Genomic DNA, 12,755 nt, shown 5'->3' with positions numbered 1-12,755 from the left:
GCGAGCTCATCGCCGTGCGGTGGCGAGAGGATTTGTCAGCGTCCGGAGCGCTCTGCTAGTTTTCTCGCGTGCCTCCCCACGGAGTGCAGCACGCGGATGTGGCTCAGTTGGTAGAGCATCACCTTGCCAAGGTGAGGGTCGCGGGTTCGAGTCCCGTCATCCGCTCGGGCGATTGGCGCAGCGGGAGCGCGCTTCCCTGACACGGAAGAGGTCACTGGTTCGATCCCAGTATCGCCCACTGGCAAGACCTCGGACCGCGCCGTCCGAGGTCTTCATTTCTAACTGCGGCCCGGCAGCTCGGGCCAACCTCCAGGAGGTCCAACTTGCCCCGCTCGCAGCGCCTGCTCCCCGCCCGGCCGGATTTGCTTCCCGTGGTAATCGGCGGTGACATCGGCGCCTACGCCCTGGCGCGGCAGCTGCATGACGCCACCGGCCAGCGGGTCAAGCTGCTGTCGGCGCACCCGATCGAGGCCATCGGGCTGTCGGCCTATATCGACGTGGTGCCACAGGTGTCAACGGACACGGCCGCCATGATCGGCTGCCTGCGTGAACTGGTGGACGGCCGCGCGGAGCGCAGCGCCGTCGTCATGGCGAACCGCGACTCGGTAGCGCGCGACCTGTCCGCGCACCGGGAGGAACTCGAGCCGCAGTACGTGGTGCCCTTCCCCTCGGTTCAGGCCATGGACGAGTTGAGTAACAAGGTCGCCTTTGCGCGGGCCTGCGCGGACTTGGGGCTGCACACCCCCCGGCAGGTTGAGATTACCGGGCAGGACTTGGCCGGAGGCGATCCGGAGATCGACATCCCCTTCCCACTGGTGGGCAAGGCCGCCATCGGCTCGGACTGGGACAACCTGGACTTCGACGGCAAGCGGAAGATCTACTTCCTCGACACCCCGGAGCAGCTGCACGCCCTGTGGGAGGACCTGCGCCGGGCCGGTTTTGACTCCACCTTCCTGATTCAGGAGCGCATCCCCGGTCAGGACGACGCCATGCGGTCCGTAACCGCCTACATCGCCTCAACCGGGGAGACGACGGTCATCGGCTCGGCCCGCGTGCTGCTCGAGGATCACGCGCCCACCCTCATCGGAAACCCGGTGGCGATGATCACCGAGCCCTACCCGCAGCTGTGGGAAGGGGCGGAGCGCCTGCTCGCCTCCGTGGGGTACCGCGGCTTCGCCAACTTTGACATCAAGATCGATCCGCGTGACGGGCGGGCCGTCTTCTTCGAGGTCAACCCGCGTATCGGGAGAAACTCCTTCTACATGAGTGCTGCGGGCGTCAATCCGATGGCGCCCATGATCTCCGACCTGGTTGACGGCCGACCGGGTCCTCGTCGCGAAGCGCGCGGAGAGGTTCTTTACAGCTTGCTGCCGCATCACCTCGTGCTGCACCAGCTTGACGATCCGGCCCTGCGCAGGCGGGTGCTGCGGCTGGTGCCACGCGCCGTGGACCCGCTGCTGGATCCTGCCGAGCGCTCGCCGCGCAGGCGCCTGCTGGTTGCCGCGCAGAAGCTCAACCACGACCGCAAGTTCCACCGCTACCACCCCAAGCCGCTGCTGCGGCGCCGGCGCCCGGCAGACGAGTACTGACGCACGGCCGTCCAGTACGGCGGTTTGCTTCAGGACTCTGGGCGCCTCCGTCCTCAGGGATGGGGGCGAGGGATCTCCCGGAGGAGAAATCAGGGTCCGGGATCATCCTGTGGTATGAGGGCGTTTTGCGGGCACAGGCGCCTATCGTGGGATAAACACAGTTTTCTCACAGGAGTGCCTCCTCATGCCCACAGCGACGCCGCCTGCCCCCGGCAGCCTCGTTTCCCTTGATGCCCGTCAGATGCGGCTCGCGATCGGGGGCACGGCCGCGCCCCTGGAGCAGACCGAGCCGTGGGAGGCATTCGAACGCAGCCAGGGCCGGCAGCTGTTCGGCCGGTACGCCTATACGGTTGACGGCAAGTACGTCGCGGTGATCGCGCTGTACCGGTACTCGGTGTCACGCTGGTTCTTTCTGTGGGCCAAGCACGGGCCGGTGTGGCTGGGGGAGCAGACGCCCGCCCGCGAGGCCGAGCTGCGTCGGCTGCTGGTTGCCGAGGTGCGGCGCCGTGACCGGCGCATCGTGTTCATTCGCATGCATGCACGTTTCCAAGCGTCGGACACGCTCCCGCTCATGGGCTCCATCACCTACGACCGCACCTACGTGATTGACCTGCGCCCGGGCACGCCCGAGCAGATTCGCGCAGCCATGCCGAAGGACGGGCGCCGCGGGGTGCGCCGCGCCGAGCGCGTGGCGCGGGAGGCCGGCTGCACGATTGCGGAGGAGACCGGACTGGGCCGCGAGGAATTTGATGCCGTGTACCAGGTGCTGGTAGCGACCGCGAAGCGTGACGGCTTCCGTCCCCACCCCGCCCGCGTCTACTGGGACATGCTCACCAGCCTCGGGCCGGAGCACGCCCGCCTGTTTGTGCTGCGGCGCGACGGCGTGCCGCATTGCTGGGACCTGGTGACGGTCTCCGGCAAGCACGCGGCCGCCTACTACGGCGCCTCCTCCAACGAGTCACGCACCTTCCGCGGTGCCGAGGCGCTGGACTGGGCCGTGGCTTGCACGCTGGCCGAGGAGGGCATGTGGGGACTGGACTTGATGGGGGCGGAGTCCACGCGCGTGCCGGAGCTGTACAGCGTGGGCCGTTACAAGCGGCGCTTCGCGCGGCACCCCACCGAGGTCGACGGCGCCTGGGACGTGGCCGTGCGCCCGCTGCAGTACCGGGCCCTGGTGCAGGCGCGTCGCGCGCGTCACGCGGTGCGTGCCAGACTCGGCCGCTGAGGCGGGCCGGTCCCGCTGGGTACGCTGGGTACTCGGTATGATCCCCTGCGTGCGAGCACCAGTACAGCTCGCACCGAGCTGATCAGTTGATCAAAAGGAGCATCCGTGTCACCCCAGCCCACACTCACCATCAGCCTGGACGGCGCACCGCGCACTATTGAGACGGGCACTACGGGTACCGCACTGTTCGCGGGCGCCCGCGACGTGGTGGCCATGAAGGTGGACGGCGAGCCCTGGGACCTGGACCGCGTCCTGCCTGCTGACGCCGTCGTTGAGCCCATTACGCTGGACAGCGAGGACGGGCTGAACATCCTGCGGCACTCGGCCACCCACGTGATGGCCCAGGCCGTCCAGGAGCTCTTCCCGGACGTGAACCTCGGCATCGGCCCCTTCATCACCGACGGCTTCTACTACGACTTCGGCGGCATCGACGCCGTCACCCCGGAGCTGCTGCGCGAGATCGAGAAGCGCATGAAGCGCATCGTCAAGGAGGGCCAGACCTTCCGCCGTCGCGACATCACCGAGGCGGAGGGGCAGGCCGAACTGGCCGACCAGCCCTACAAGCTGGAGCTGATCACCACCAAGGGCGCCGGCGCCGAGTCCGCCTCCGTGGAGGTCGGCGCGGGCGGACTGACCATGTATGACAACGTCCGCCGCGACGGCACCGTCGCCTGGAAGGACCTGTGCCGCGGCCCCCACCTGCCCTCCACCAGGCTCATCGGCAACGGCTTCGCCCTGACCCGCTCCTCGGCGGCCTACTGGAAGGGCGACCAGAACGGCGACTCCCTGCAGCGCATCTACGGCACCGCCTGGGCCAGCAAGGAGGACCTGAAGGCCTACCAGACCCGCATGGCCGAGGCCGCCCGCCGCGACCACCGGCGGCTCGGCGCCGAACTGGACCTGTTCTCCTTCCCCGAGGAGATCGGCCCCGGCCTGGTCGTCTTCCACCCCAAGGGCGGCATCCTGCGCCACGAGATCGAGCAGTACGTGATCGACCGGCACATCGAGGCCGGCTATGACCTGGTCCACACCCCGGAGATCTCCAAGGGCGGCCTGTTCCACACCTCCGGGCACCTGCCCTACTACGCGGACACCATGTTCCCGCCCATGCTTGCCGACGAGGAGCGTGACGCGCAGGGCAACCTCACCAAGGCCGGCCAGGAGTACTACCTCAAGGCCATGAACTGCCCCATGCACAACCTGATCTTCCGCTCCCGGGGTCGCTCCTACCGGGAGCTGCCATTGAAGTTCTTCGAGATGGGCCGCGACTACCGGTACGAGAAGAGCGGCGTGGTACACGGGCTGACCCGCATGCGGGGCTTCACCCAGGACGACTCCCACACCTACTGCACTCCCGAGCAGGCGGGGGAGGAGATCCGGCGGCAGATCGAGTTCTTCCTGTCGATCCTCAAGGCCTTCGGACTGGACGACTTCTACCTGGAGCTGTCCACCCGCGATGAGGACGGCGCGAAGAAGGACAAGTTCATCGGCTCGGACGCGGACTGGGAGGCCGCCACCCGCACCCTGCAGGAGGTGTGCGACTCCACCGGACTGGAACTGGTACCCGATCCGGGCGGCGCGGCCTTCTACGGGCCGAAGGTATCCGTGCAGGTCAAGGACGCCATCGGCCGCACCTGGCAGATGTCCACCATTCAGTACGACTTCAACCAGCCCGAGCGCTTCGACCTGGAGTACACGGCCGCCGATGGCACGCGCAAGCGCCCCATCATGATCCACGCCGCCAAGCTCGGCAGCGTGGAGCGCTTCATCGGCGTGCTCACCGAGCACTACGCCGGCGCCTTCCCCGCCTGGCTCGCACCCGTGCAGGTGCGGCTGGTGCCCGTGGCCGAGGCCTTCGACGCCTACGTCGACGACGTGGCCGCCAAGCTGCGCGCGCGGGGCGTGCGCGTGGAGGTGGACCACTCTGACGACCGCTTCGGCAAGAAGATCCGCAACGCCTCCAAGGAGAAGGTCCCCTTCACGCTGATCGCCGGCGGGGAGGACGCCGACGCCGGCGCGGTCTCCTTCCGCTTCCGCGACGGCTCGCAGACCAACGGCGTGCCCGTGGACGAGGCCGTGGCACACATCACCCACGTGATCGCCGAGCGCATCAATGACCCGGCGGGGGAGAAGCTCACCCGTGACTGACATTACCGACCAGACCGCCGGGTCGGCGGGTGCCCCCGAGCCGGCCGGGACGCAGGCGGACGCGGGCGGGCCGGCGCCAACGCTGAGCGAACTGGAGGGCACCGTGGTCGACGGCGTACGTATCGAGGCCCCGTTCCAGCCGGCCGATACACCCGATCCGTTCGGGCGCCTGTGGACCCCACACCGCATGGTCTACATCGGCGGCCAGGACAAGCCGACCAACGACAGCGCCTCGCAGTGCCCGTTCTGCGCCGCGCCCGGCCGCAGCGACACGGACGCCCTCATCGTCCACCGCGGCGAGACCGCCTACGTGCTGATGAACCTTTACCCCTACAACACCGGCCATCTACTGATCTGCCCCTACCGGCACGTCTCGGACTGGACCGAGGCCACGGACGCCGAGCGGACAGAGATCGGGCGGCTCACCGCCCGGGCCATGGAGGTAGTGCGTGCGGTGTCCCATCCCCACGGCTTCAACCTGGGCATGAACCAGGGCGAGGTCGCCGGCGCCGGCATTGCCGCCCACCTGCATCAGCACATCGTGCCGCGGTGGACCGGCGACGCCAACTTCATGCCGATCATCGGCAAGACCAAGCCCGTGCCGCAGCTGCTCGGCGAACAGCGCAACCGGCTCGCCGCGGCATGGGACGCGGCGCCCGCGGGAACGGGACCCGCCGCCCGCCCCGACCCGAACCACTGAGGAGCCCGCTGATGCTCGGACAACACGGAAGAGGCATTACCCGGGCCCTATTCACCGGCCCCGCCCGGCTGCTCGCCAGGATCGGAGTCACCCCCAATATGCTCACCGTCGCCGGTACGGTGGCCACCATCGCCGTCGCGGTACTTACCCTGCCCCAAGGACGCTTCATCCTGGGCCCGGTGCTGCTGGCGCTTGTGCTGATCGGCGATTCCTTCGACGGGATTCTGGCCCGCCTGACGGGCAGCGCCTCCGACTTCGGCGCCTTCCTGGACTCCACCATGGACCGCCTGGCGGACGGCGCTGTCTTCGGCTCCCTGGCCGTATGGGCCGCCCTGCACCTGCAGCCGGGAACGCTGCGCACCTGGACGGTCGCCGTCTCGGTGTGCGTGGTAGTGCTCGCCGCGGCAGTGCCCTACGCGCGTGCCCGCGCCGAGTCAGTTGGAGCCAAGGCCGCCGTCGGTATCGCTGAGCGCACCGACCGCCTGGTGATCGCCGCCGTCGGCGTGCTCGCCGTCGGGCTGGGTGCGCCGCCGTGGGTACTCACAGGGGCACTGGCCCTGATCGCGGCCGCCAGCCTGATTACGGTCATCCAGCGGATTGCGACCGTGCATGAGCAGCTGGCGCGTGCGCCGCAGGGGGTGCGGCGGTGAGCGGCGGCATTGAGGACCTGTACCGCTTTGCCTGGCGGCACGTGCGGAAGCTGCCCGCACCCGTCGGCTACGGGCTGTCCGCGCTGGGGGCCGACGCCGCCTGGGCGGCGCACCGGCTGCGCGGTGGCGAACAGGGTGTAGGCCAGCTGGAGAAGAACCTGGCGCGCCTGCTGCCGCAGGCCTCCCGACGGGAGATACGGCGCGCCTCCCGCGCCGGCATGCGCTCCTACATGCGGTACTTCTATGAGGCCTTCGCCCTGCCCGGCATGAGCATGGAACAGGTTCATGCCCGCGTGCGCCCCGAGGTCGACCCGCGTGCCTACGAGGATCTCGCCCGCGGATCCATCGTCATCGCGCTGCCGCACATGGGCAACTGGGACCTGGCCGCAGCCTGGGCCTGCCAGGAGCTGGCCCAGGTGCTTACCGTCGCCGAGCGGCTCGAGCCCGCTGACCTGTTCGAGCAGTTCGTCAGCTTCCGTGAGTCCCTCGGTGTGAAGGTCATTGGCCAGGGCCGCGGCGAGAAGGTCTTCGACCGCCTGGTTCAAACCGCGCAGGAGGGCCATTATGCGGTCGCGCTGCTGGCCGACCGCGACCTTTCCAGCACCGGTGTACTGACCGAGCTCGGGGGCACCCGGCGCGCGTGGCCGCGGGTCCGGCCGCTCTGGCGGTGAGGCTCGGGGTGCCGCTATACAACGCCTCCCTGCACTACGAGCGCCTGGAGGGCGAGCGCCGCCGCCGGGCCGGCTCCGCCTGGGGGATCGTGCTGACCATCCGGCCGGTGGATGCGCCCGTCGGCCTGGAGGGCCGGGAGAAGACCGCGGCCTGGACACGTTCGTGGGTGGCGGATCTCTCGCCGCGGCTGGCGGAGCACGCCGTCGACTGGCATATGCTGCAACCGGTCTTCGACGCCGATCTGGACCACGAGCGGCTCGCCCGGCGGCACGCGGCCGAGGCCGCCCAGCAGGAGCCGGAGTCATGAGGAAGTCATGAGGATAGGTATCGTCTGCCCCTACTCACTGGATGCCCACGGCGGGGTCCAGGTGCACGTGATGGACCTGGCCCAGGAGCTCATGCGCCGCGGACACGAGGTGCAGGTGCTCGCACCCGCCTCGCAGGACCTGGAGCTGCCCGAGTGGGTGACCAGTGCCGGTGACTCCATCGCGATCCCCTACAACGGGTCGGTCGCGCGCCTGAACTTCGGCGCTGCGGTTGCGCGCCGCGCCCACCGCTGGCTGTCCGCCGGCGACTTCGACCTGCTGCACATCCACGAGCCCATCACTCCCAGCGTGGGCATGCTCGCGCTGCAGGCGTCATCGGGTCCGGTGGTCGGTACCTTCCACGCCGCCATGGACCGCTCGCTCGCCCGCGAGCTGCTTTCCCCGGTGGCGGTGCCGCTGATGGAGAAGCTGGCTGCCCGGATCGCCGTCTCCGAGGAGGCCCGCCGCACGCTGATCCAATATCACGGCGGTGACGCCGTGGTGATCCCGAACGGCGTCGACGTCGCCCCGTTCGCACAGGCGCCCAAGGACGATCCGCGCTTCGTCGGCACGCCGGAGGCGCCCACGATCTCCTTCCTGGGCCGCCTGGACGAGCCGCGCAAGGGACTGCATGTCCTGGCGGATGCGATCCCGGGGGTGCTGGCGCAGGTGCCCGCGGCCCGCTTCCTCATCGCCGGGCGCGGAGAGGCCGAGGCCGAGCGGGCCGCGCTGGCCCAGTACGGTGACCGGGTGGTGTTCCTAGGCGGCATCTCCGACGCCGACAAGGCCGCCATGCTGGCCTCCTGCTCCTGCTACGTCGCACCGCAGACCGGCGGGGAGTCCTTCGGCATTGTGCTGGTGGAGGCCATGGCGGCGGGCACCAATGTGGTCGCATCCGACCTGACGGCCTTCTCCGACGTGCTCGGGGCTGGAGCCTACGGCTACCTGTTCCGCAACGGTGACGGGGCCGATCTGGCCCGCGCCATCATCCGCACACTCTCAGATCCCGCGGCGGCCCAGGAGCGCCGCTCGGCCGCCGCAGCGGTGGTGGGCCGCTACGACTGGTCGGCGGTCACCGACGCCATCCTCGACGTGTACGACATGGCCCTGTCCACCGCCCATACTCGCGTCACCGTGGCCCCGGGCTCGCGCACCATGGTCGGCCGGCTGCGCGACGCCCTTGAGGACTGACCGGATGCTCGCGAAGTTGACTCCACTACTCACCGTCCCCGCCATGCCCTGGCCCATGGCGGCTGCCGCTAGCAGCGGCCCGCCCGCCTGGCTGCTGCCCGCAGTGGTCATCCTGATGATCGCACTCGTGGTCCTCGCCGTGGCCTGGTCACTGTATGCCAAGGCTCTGCGGGTGGATCGGCTCCACCGACAGGTACTGGGTTCGCGCGCCACCCTTGAGGCACAGCTGGTGCACCGGGCACAGGCGGCGGCAGATCTGGCGGCCACCGGGCTGCTCGATCCGGCGTCGGCGCTGATACTGTCGCGGGCGGCATATGACGCGCTCGATGCCGAGGGCCCGCTGGTTGAGGACGGGCTGGACACCGATGCGCCCGGGCGCGTTACCGGTGAAGGCGGGGGCACGCGCACGCGGATGCGCATCGAGTCGGACCTAACCCGCGTGATCCGTGCGGTGCTCGACCCGTCAACGCGCGTTTCGCTGAACGGCGACCCGCGGGGAAACGAGTCACTGGAGCGCCTTGATCGTGCCGCATACCGGCTGGTGCTGGCGCGCCGCTTCCACAACACCCATGTGGCCGAGGCCCGGCGCCTGCGCGGCGCGCTCGATGTACGCCTGCTGCACCTGGCAGGTCATGCCCCGCTTCCCCAGACCTTCGACATCGATGACGCCACTACCGCAGAGGTGGAGGGCGTCCAGGAGGAGCCGCAGTCATGAGCGCTTCTGGTACCAACCCGGGCCCCGGAGAGTCGTGGGCACCGCGGCCCGGCTACCAGCGCTCCGGCTACCCTCCGGCTGGCTCCACCCAGCCCCGCCCCGCGCCGCTGTGGACTCCGCAGGCGATGGTGCACCGGCATCGCGGAACCGTGGCCAGTACGGTGCTGGCGTGTGTCGGTGCGCTAGGCCTGGCGCTGATGCTGTTGACCATTTACGCCTCATCGAGCGGGCCGGTCTCGGAGCTACTGGTCTCCATCCTGCTGGCGCTCGTGCCGCTGGGCATCGTCATGGCCACGGTGCGTTGGATCGACCGCTGGGAACCGGAACCGCCGGGGCTACTGGCCGCCGCTTTCCTTTGGGGCGCGGGTGTGGCCACCGTCATCTCCCTGGTGGTCAACACCTCCGCATCACTCCTGGTATCGGCCGCCACCGGCTCCGTAAGCGGGGGCGAGTTCGTCTTAACCGTAGTTAGTGCCCCGATAATCGAGGAGGTCACCAAGGGGCTGGGGGTGCTCGTCATCTTCCTGATCTGGCGGCGCAACTTCAACGGCGCCGTGGACGGCATCGTATACGCAGCGGTGGTCGCTGCCGGCTTCGCCTTCGCCGAGAACATCCTGTACTTCGTGCAGTCCTCCGACACGCTGCTGATGACCTTCCTCCTGCGCGGTATCGCTTCGCCGTTTGCGCACGTGACCTTCACCGCCTGCACTGGGCTGGCGATCGGTGCGAGTGCGCGCATGCGCTCGCCCCTGGCCTGGGTGTGGACCGCGCCGCTGGGGCTGGCCGGCGCGATCGTGCTGCACGCCTTCTGGAACGGCATGCTGATAACCGAACCGTCCTTGTACTTCTACGTGGCGCTGCCGTTCTTCATGGCGGCAATCGGGCTGGTGCTCTGGCTGCGCTGGAATGAGCGCCTGACCATGCGGCAACGGCTGGCTGATTACCAGCGTGCCGGCTGGTTCTCACCCGCCGAGGTGACCATGATCACCACCGGTGCCGGCCGTGCGGCGGCCCTCCGCTGGGCCAGGAGCCGGGGCGCGGAGCAGGCCCGGGCGATGCGTGAGTTCCTCGGGTGTGCATCCGCCCTGGCGCAGCTGCGTCAGCAGGCGATCGACGGGCACGCGGACGCCGACTTCGCCCCGCACGAGGCCGCCCTCCTGACGGCCATCATGGAGAACCGGTATGTCTTCACCCGGTGAGCGCCGTCCCCACGGTGGCGGGGCTGCCGGGCTGGCCGCCGATGGGCGCGACCCGCGGCGAGTGCCGGCTAACTGGAGGCGGCTGCTGGATCCGGATGAGTGGCGGCTCAACGCCGAGGGCCTGCCGTTTCGGCGGGCTGCGCGGGTGATTGCGCTGCGCCGGGATCCACGACCGGCAATCCTGCTGGTAGTCGGGCACGACTTCAGCGACGCCTCCCGCTCCTGGGCGTTCACGCCGGGAGGCGGCCTGCTGCCGGGTGAGACGCCGCTTGGCGGCGCCCGGCGCGAACTGGCTGAGGAGACCGGCATCGGCCTGGCGGAGGCGTGCTTCACCGGCCCCGTGGTGGAGCGCAGAGCCGTGTTCGCCTTCAACCGGGTCACTTGTAGGCAGGACGAGCTGTTCTACCTGACCCACCTGGCGGCAGGGGACGACGTCGTCGACCAGTCGGGCTGGACTGACACGGAACGTGAGCTGCTGGACTCGCTGCGCTGGTGGGAACTGGATGAGCTCGACGCCGCCGTTGCAGCCGGGATGACCGTGTACCCGCGCATGCTGCCCGCACTGGCCCGGGAGCTTATGGAGGGCTGGGATGGCCGGGTGCGGCATGTCGTCGAGCACTGATCCCGGTGGAGGCCAGGGCGGTCGGCCGGCTCGTGCCGTCGCCCCAGGAGCCGCGGGCACCCGTGACCGATCTTGGCAGGACGGCGTGTTTTGACCGATCCCCTAGGATAGGCGTCGGTATGTTCGTTAGCGGCCTCCCGCCCGCCGCCGGGCTGGAGGAACGGAAGACTACAAGGAGAACACATGTCGGGTCACTCCAAGTGGGCCACCACGAAGCACAAGAAGGCCGCCATTGACGCCAAGCGCGGCAAGCTCTTCGCCCGCCTGATCAAGAACATCGAGGTCGCGGCCCGCACCGGCGGTGGCGACCCGAGCGGTAACCCGACTCTCTTCGATGCCATCCAGAAGGCCAAGAAGAACTCCGTGCCGGCTGACAACATCACCCGCGCCGTCAAGCGCGGCTCCGGTGAGGAGGCCGGCGGTGCGGACTGGCAGACCATCATGTATGAGGGCTACGGCCCCGAGGGCGTTGCCTTCCTGGTCGAGTGCCTGACCGACAACCGCAACCGGGCTGCCTCGGATGTACGCGTGGCCTTCACACGTACCGGCGGGTCCCTGGCTGATCCCGGTTCGGTCGCCTACAACTTCACCCGCAAGGGCGTGGTGGAAGTTGCCAAGGGGGAGGGCATCGACGAGGACACGATCCTCATGGCGGTGCTCGATGCCGGTGCCGAGGAGGTAGTGGAGGGCGCGGAGTCCTTCGAGATCATCTCCGAGCCGGGCGACCTGGTGGCGGTAAGAACGGCGGTGACCGACGCGGGCATGGACTACGAGTCCGCCGAGTCCCAGTTCGTCGCCGGAACCACGGTCACGGTTGACGTTGAGGGCGCGCGCAAGGTGATGCGCCTGATCGACGCCCTGGAGGACCTGGATGACGTGCAGAACGTCTACACCTCCGTCGACATCACGCCTGCGGTTGCCGCCGAGCTGGATGCGGACGACTGACGGCCCCGCACAGCACTGTCTCGCGTCCGGGCAATGACCGAAACGTCGGCCGGTCCCTCGCCGCTGGCCACTGAGCGGGCCGGGCGGCGGGCCGCGCGCCGCCGTGCCGTGGCCGAGCAGCGCGTGCTGGGCATCGACCCGGGCATGACGCGCTGCGGTCTGGGTTGCGTGGATATCGATCCACGCCGCCGCGCCCGCCTGGTGGAGGTGGCGGTGGTGCGCACTCCGGCCTCAGACAGTCCGGAGCTGCGGCTGATGGCCGTGGCCGACGCGCTGGACGACTGGATTGCGCGGCTGGCGCCTACCAGTATGTCGGTCGAGCGCGTATTCGCGCACGACAACCTGCGATCGGTGATCTCGGTGGCCCAGGTTATTGGCGTGGTCATGGTGGCGGGTGCCCGCGCCGGCCTGGAGGTGGCCCAGCACACCCCGAGTGAGGCCAAGGCCGCGGTCACGGGTTCCGGCACGGCCACTAAGGCGCAGGTTCAGGCGATGGTGCAGCGCATCCTCGGCTTGGACGCCCCGCCGCGGCCGGCGGACGCCGCTGATGCGCTCGCGCAGGCGATCTGCCACGGGTGGCGCGGCGGCGGCACCGGGATTGACGGCAGCACGGATATGGTCTCGGCCGGCGGGTCGATCCGCGCCTCGGCTCGTACCCCGGCGCAGCAGGCATGGGCCGCCGCGCAGGCACGTGCACGGCGCACCGGCGCCGTCGACCCCCGCCGCCGAACACGCTAGAGTCAGCACCATGCCGAACAGGTGTTCGACGCCCTCGACTGAAGGAGCCACTGCCG

The 12,755-nt window shown here is 69.4% G+C and carries 11 protein-coding genes, 2 tRNA genes and 1 pseudogene; all 14 read left to right on the top strand.

Translation table 11 applies throughout. From position 1 onward, the window contains the following. Positions 1–92: 92 nt before the first annotated feature. The 14 genes and pseudogenes from CWT12_RS06130 to CWT12_RS06065 all read left to right on the top strand — a co-directional run bounded on the left by CWT12_RS06130 (position 93) and on the right by CWT12_RS06065 (position 12,699). Positions 93–165: transfer RNA gene (locus tag CWT12_RS06130), tRNA-Gly, on the top strand. 1 nt (position 166) lies between these two features. Then, positions 167–238, top strand: a tRNA-Val gene (locus tag CWT12_RS06125). Between the two features lie 85 nt (positions 239–323). Next, a complete protein-coding gene (locus CWT12_RS06120) occupies positions 324–1,589 on the top strand; it encodes a carboxylate--amine ligase (RefSeq protein ID WP_202616286.1) in 1,266 nt (421 codons plus the stop codon). Between the two features lie 184 nt (positions 1,590–1,773). Then, positions 1,774–2,814 carry a lipid II:glycine glycyltransferase FemX gene (locus CWT12_RS06115; protein ID WP_237564340.1) on the top strand — a complete coding sequence of 347 codons (1,041 nt, stop codon included), beginning with the start codon at positions 1,774–1,776 and terminating at the stop codon, positions 2,812–2,814. A 105-nt stretch (positions 2,815–2,919) separates the two neighbouring features. After that, positions 2,920–4,962: a threonine--tRNA ligase gene (thrS, locus tag CWT12_RS06110; RefSeq protein WP_161924105.1), complete on the top strand. Its 2,043-nt coding sequence runs from the start codon at positions 2,920–2,922 to the stop codon at positions 4,960–4,962. A gap of 103 nt (positions 4,963–5,065) precedes the next feature. Then, a complete protein-coding gene (locus CWT12_RS06105; protein WP_237564382.1) occupies positions 5,066–5,662 on the top strand; it encodes an HIT family protein in 597 nt (198 codons plus the stop codon). Positions 5,663–5,673: 11 nt separating this feature from the next. Beyond that, complete coding sequence (gene pgsA, locus CWT12_RS06100; RefSeq protein WP_161924103.1) at positions 5,674–6,312, top strand: phosphatidylinositol phosphate synthase; 639 nt, start codon at positions 5,674–5,676, stop codon at positions 6,310–6,312. Continuing rightward, a pseudogene (locus CWT12_RS06095) lies at positions 6,309–7,291 on the top strand (phosphatidylinositol mannoside acyltransferase). Before pgsA ends, CWT12_RS06095 begins: the two are co-directional and overlap by 4 nt. 7 nt (positions 7,292–7,298) lie before the next feature. Then, positions 7,299–8,480: a glycosyltransferase family 4 protein gene (locus CWT12_RS06090; protein ID WP_161924102.1), complete on the top strand. Its 1,182-nt coding sequence runs from the start codon at positions 7,299–7,301 to the stop codon at positions 8,478–8,480. A 55-nt stretch (positions 8,481–8,535) separates the two neighbouring features. Continuing rightward, positions 8,536–9,195 (top strand): hypothetical protein, encoded by a 660-nt coding sequence (locus CWT12_RS06085; protein ID WP_237564381.1) that lies wholly within the window; start codon positions 8,536–8,538, stop codon positions 9,193–9,195. Further along, positions 9,192–10,394, top strand: coding sequence for a PrsW family intramembrane metalloprotease (locus tag CWT12_RS06080; protein ID WP_161924101.1), 1,203 nt, complete (start codon positions 9,192–9,194; stop codon positions 10,392–10,394). Before CWT12_RS06085 ends, CWT12_RS06080 begins: the two co-directional genes overlap by 4 nt. Beyond that, entirely contained in the window at positions 10,378–11,016 is a 639-nt protein-coding gene (locus tag CWT12_RS06075; protein WP_161924100.1) for an NUDIX hydrolase, read from the top strand. The genes CWT12_RS06080 and CWT12_RS06075 overlap by 17 nt, the downstream gene beginning before the upstream one ends. Before the next feature lie 183 nt (positions 11,017–11,199). Further along, positions 11,200–11,961: a YebC/PmpR family DNA-binding transcriptional regulator gene (locus CWT12_RS06070; RefSeq protein ID WP_161924099.1), complete on the top strand. Its 762-nt coding sequence runs from the start codon at positions 11,200–11,202 to the stop codon at positions 11,959–11,961. Positions 11,962–11,994: 33 nt separating this feature from the next. Further along, on the top strand, positions 11,995–12,699 hold the full coding sequence (locus tag CWT12_RS06065; RefSeq protein ID WP_161924098.1) for a crossover junction endodeoxyribonuclease RuvC: 705 nt from the start codon (positions 11,995–11,997) through the stop codon (positions 12,697–12,699). Positions 12,700–12,755: the final 56 nt, after the last annotated feature.

Source organism: Actinomyces sp. 432 (assembly GCF_009930875.1).
GTDB lineage: Bacteria > Actinomycetota > Actinomycetes > Actinomycetales > Actinomycetaceae > Actinomyces.
This window is presented reverse-complemented; position numbering and strand designations above follow the sequence as displayed.

Excerpts from the sequence above, each read along its gene's own strand:
- CWT12_RS06080 (WP_161924101.1), top strand. The coding sequence starts at position 9,192 with ATGAGCGCTTCTGGTACCAACCCGGGCCCCGGAGAGTCGTGGGCACCG.
- CWT12_RS06065 (WP_161924098.1), top strand. The coding sequence starts at position 11,995 with ATGACCGAAACGTCGGCCGGTCCCTCGCCGCTGGCCACTGAGCGGGCC.
- CWT12_RS06075 (WP_161924100.1), top strand. The coding sequence starts at position 10,378 with ATGTCTTCACCCGGTGAGCGCCGTCCCCACGGTGGCGGGGCTGCCGGG.
- pgsA (WP_161924103.1), top strand. The coding sequence starts at position 5,674 with ATGCTCGGACAACACGGAAGAGGCATTACCCGGGCCCTATTCACCGGC.
- CWT12_RS06070 (WP_161924099.1), top strand. The coding sequence starts at position 11,200 with ATGTCGGGTCACTCCAAGTGGGCCACCACGAAGCACAAGAAGGCCGCC.
- CWT12_RS06085 (WP_237564381.1), top strand. The coding sequence starts at position 8,536 with ATGGCGGCTGCCGCTAGCAGCGGCCCGCCCGCCTGGCTGCTGCCCGCA.
- CWT12_RS06090 (WP_161924102.1), top strand. The coding sequence starts at position 7,299 with ATGAGGATAGGTATCGTCTGCCCCTACTCACTGGATGCCCACGGCGGG.
- CWT12_RS06115 (WP_237564340.1), top strand. The coding sequence starts at position 1,774 with ATGCCCACAGCGACGCCGCCTGCCCCCGGCAGCCTCGTTTCCCTTGAT.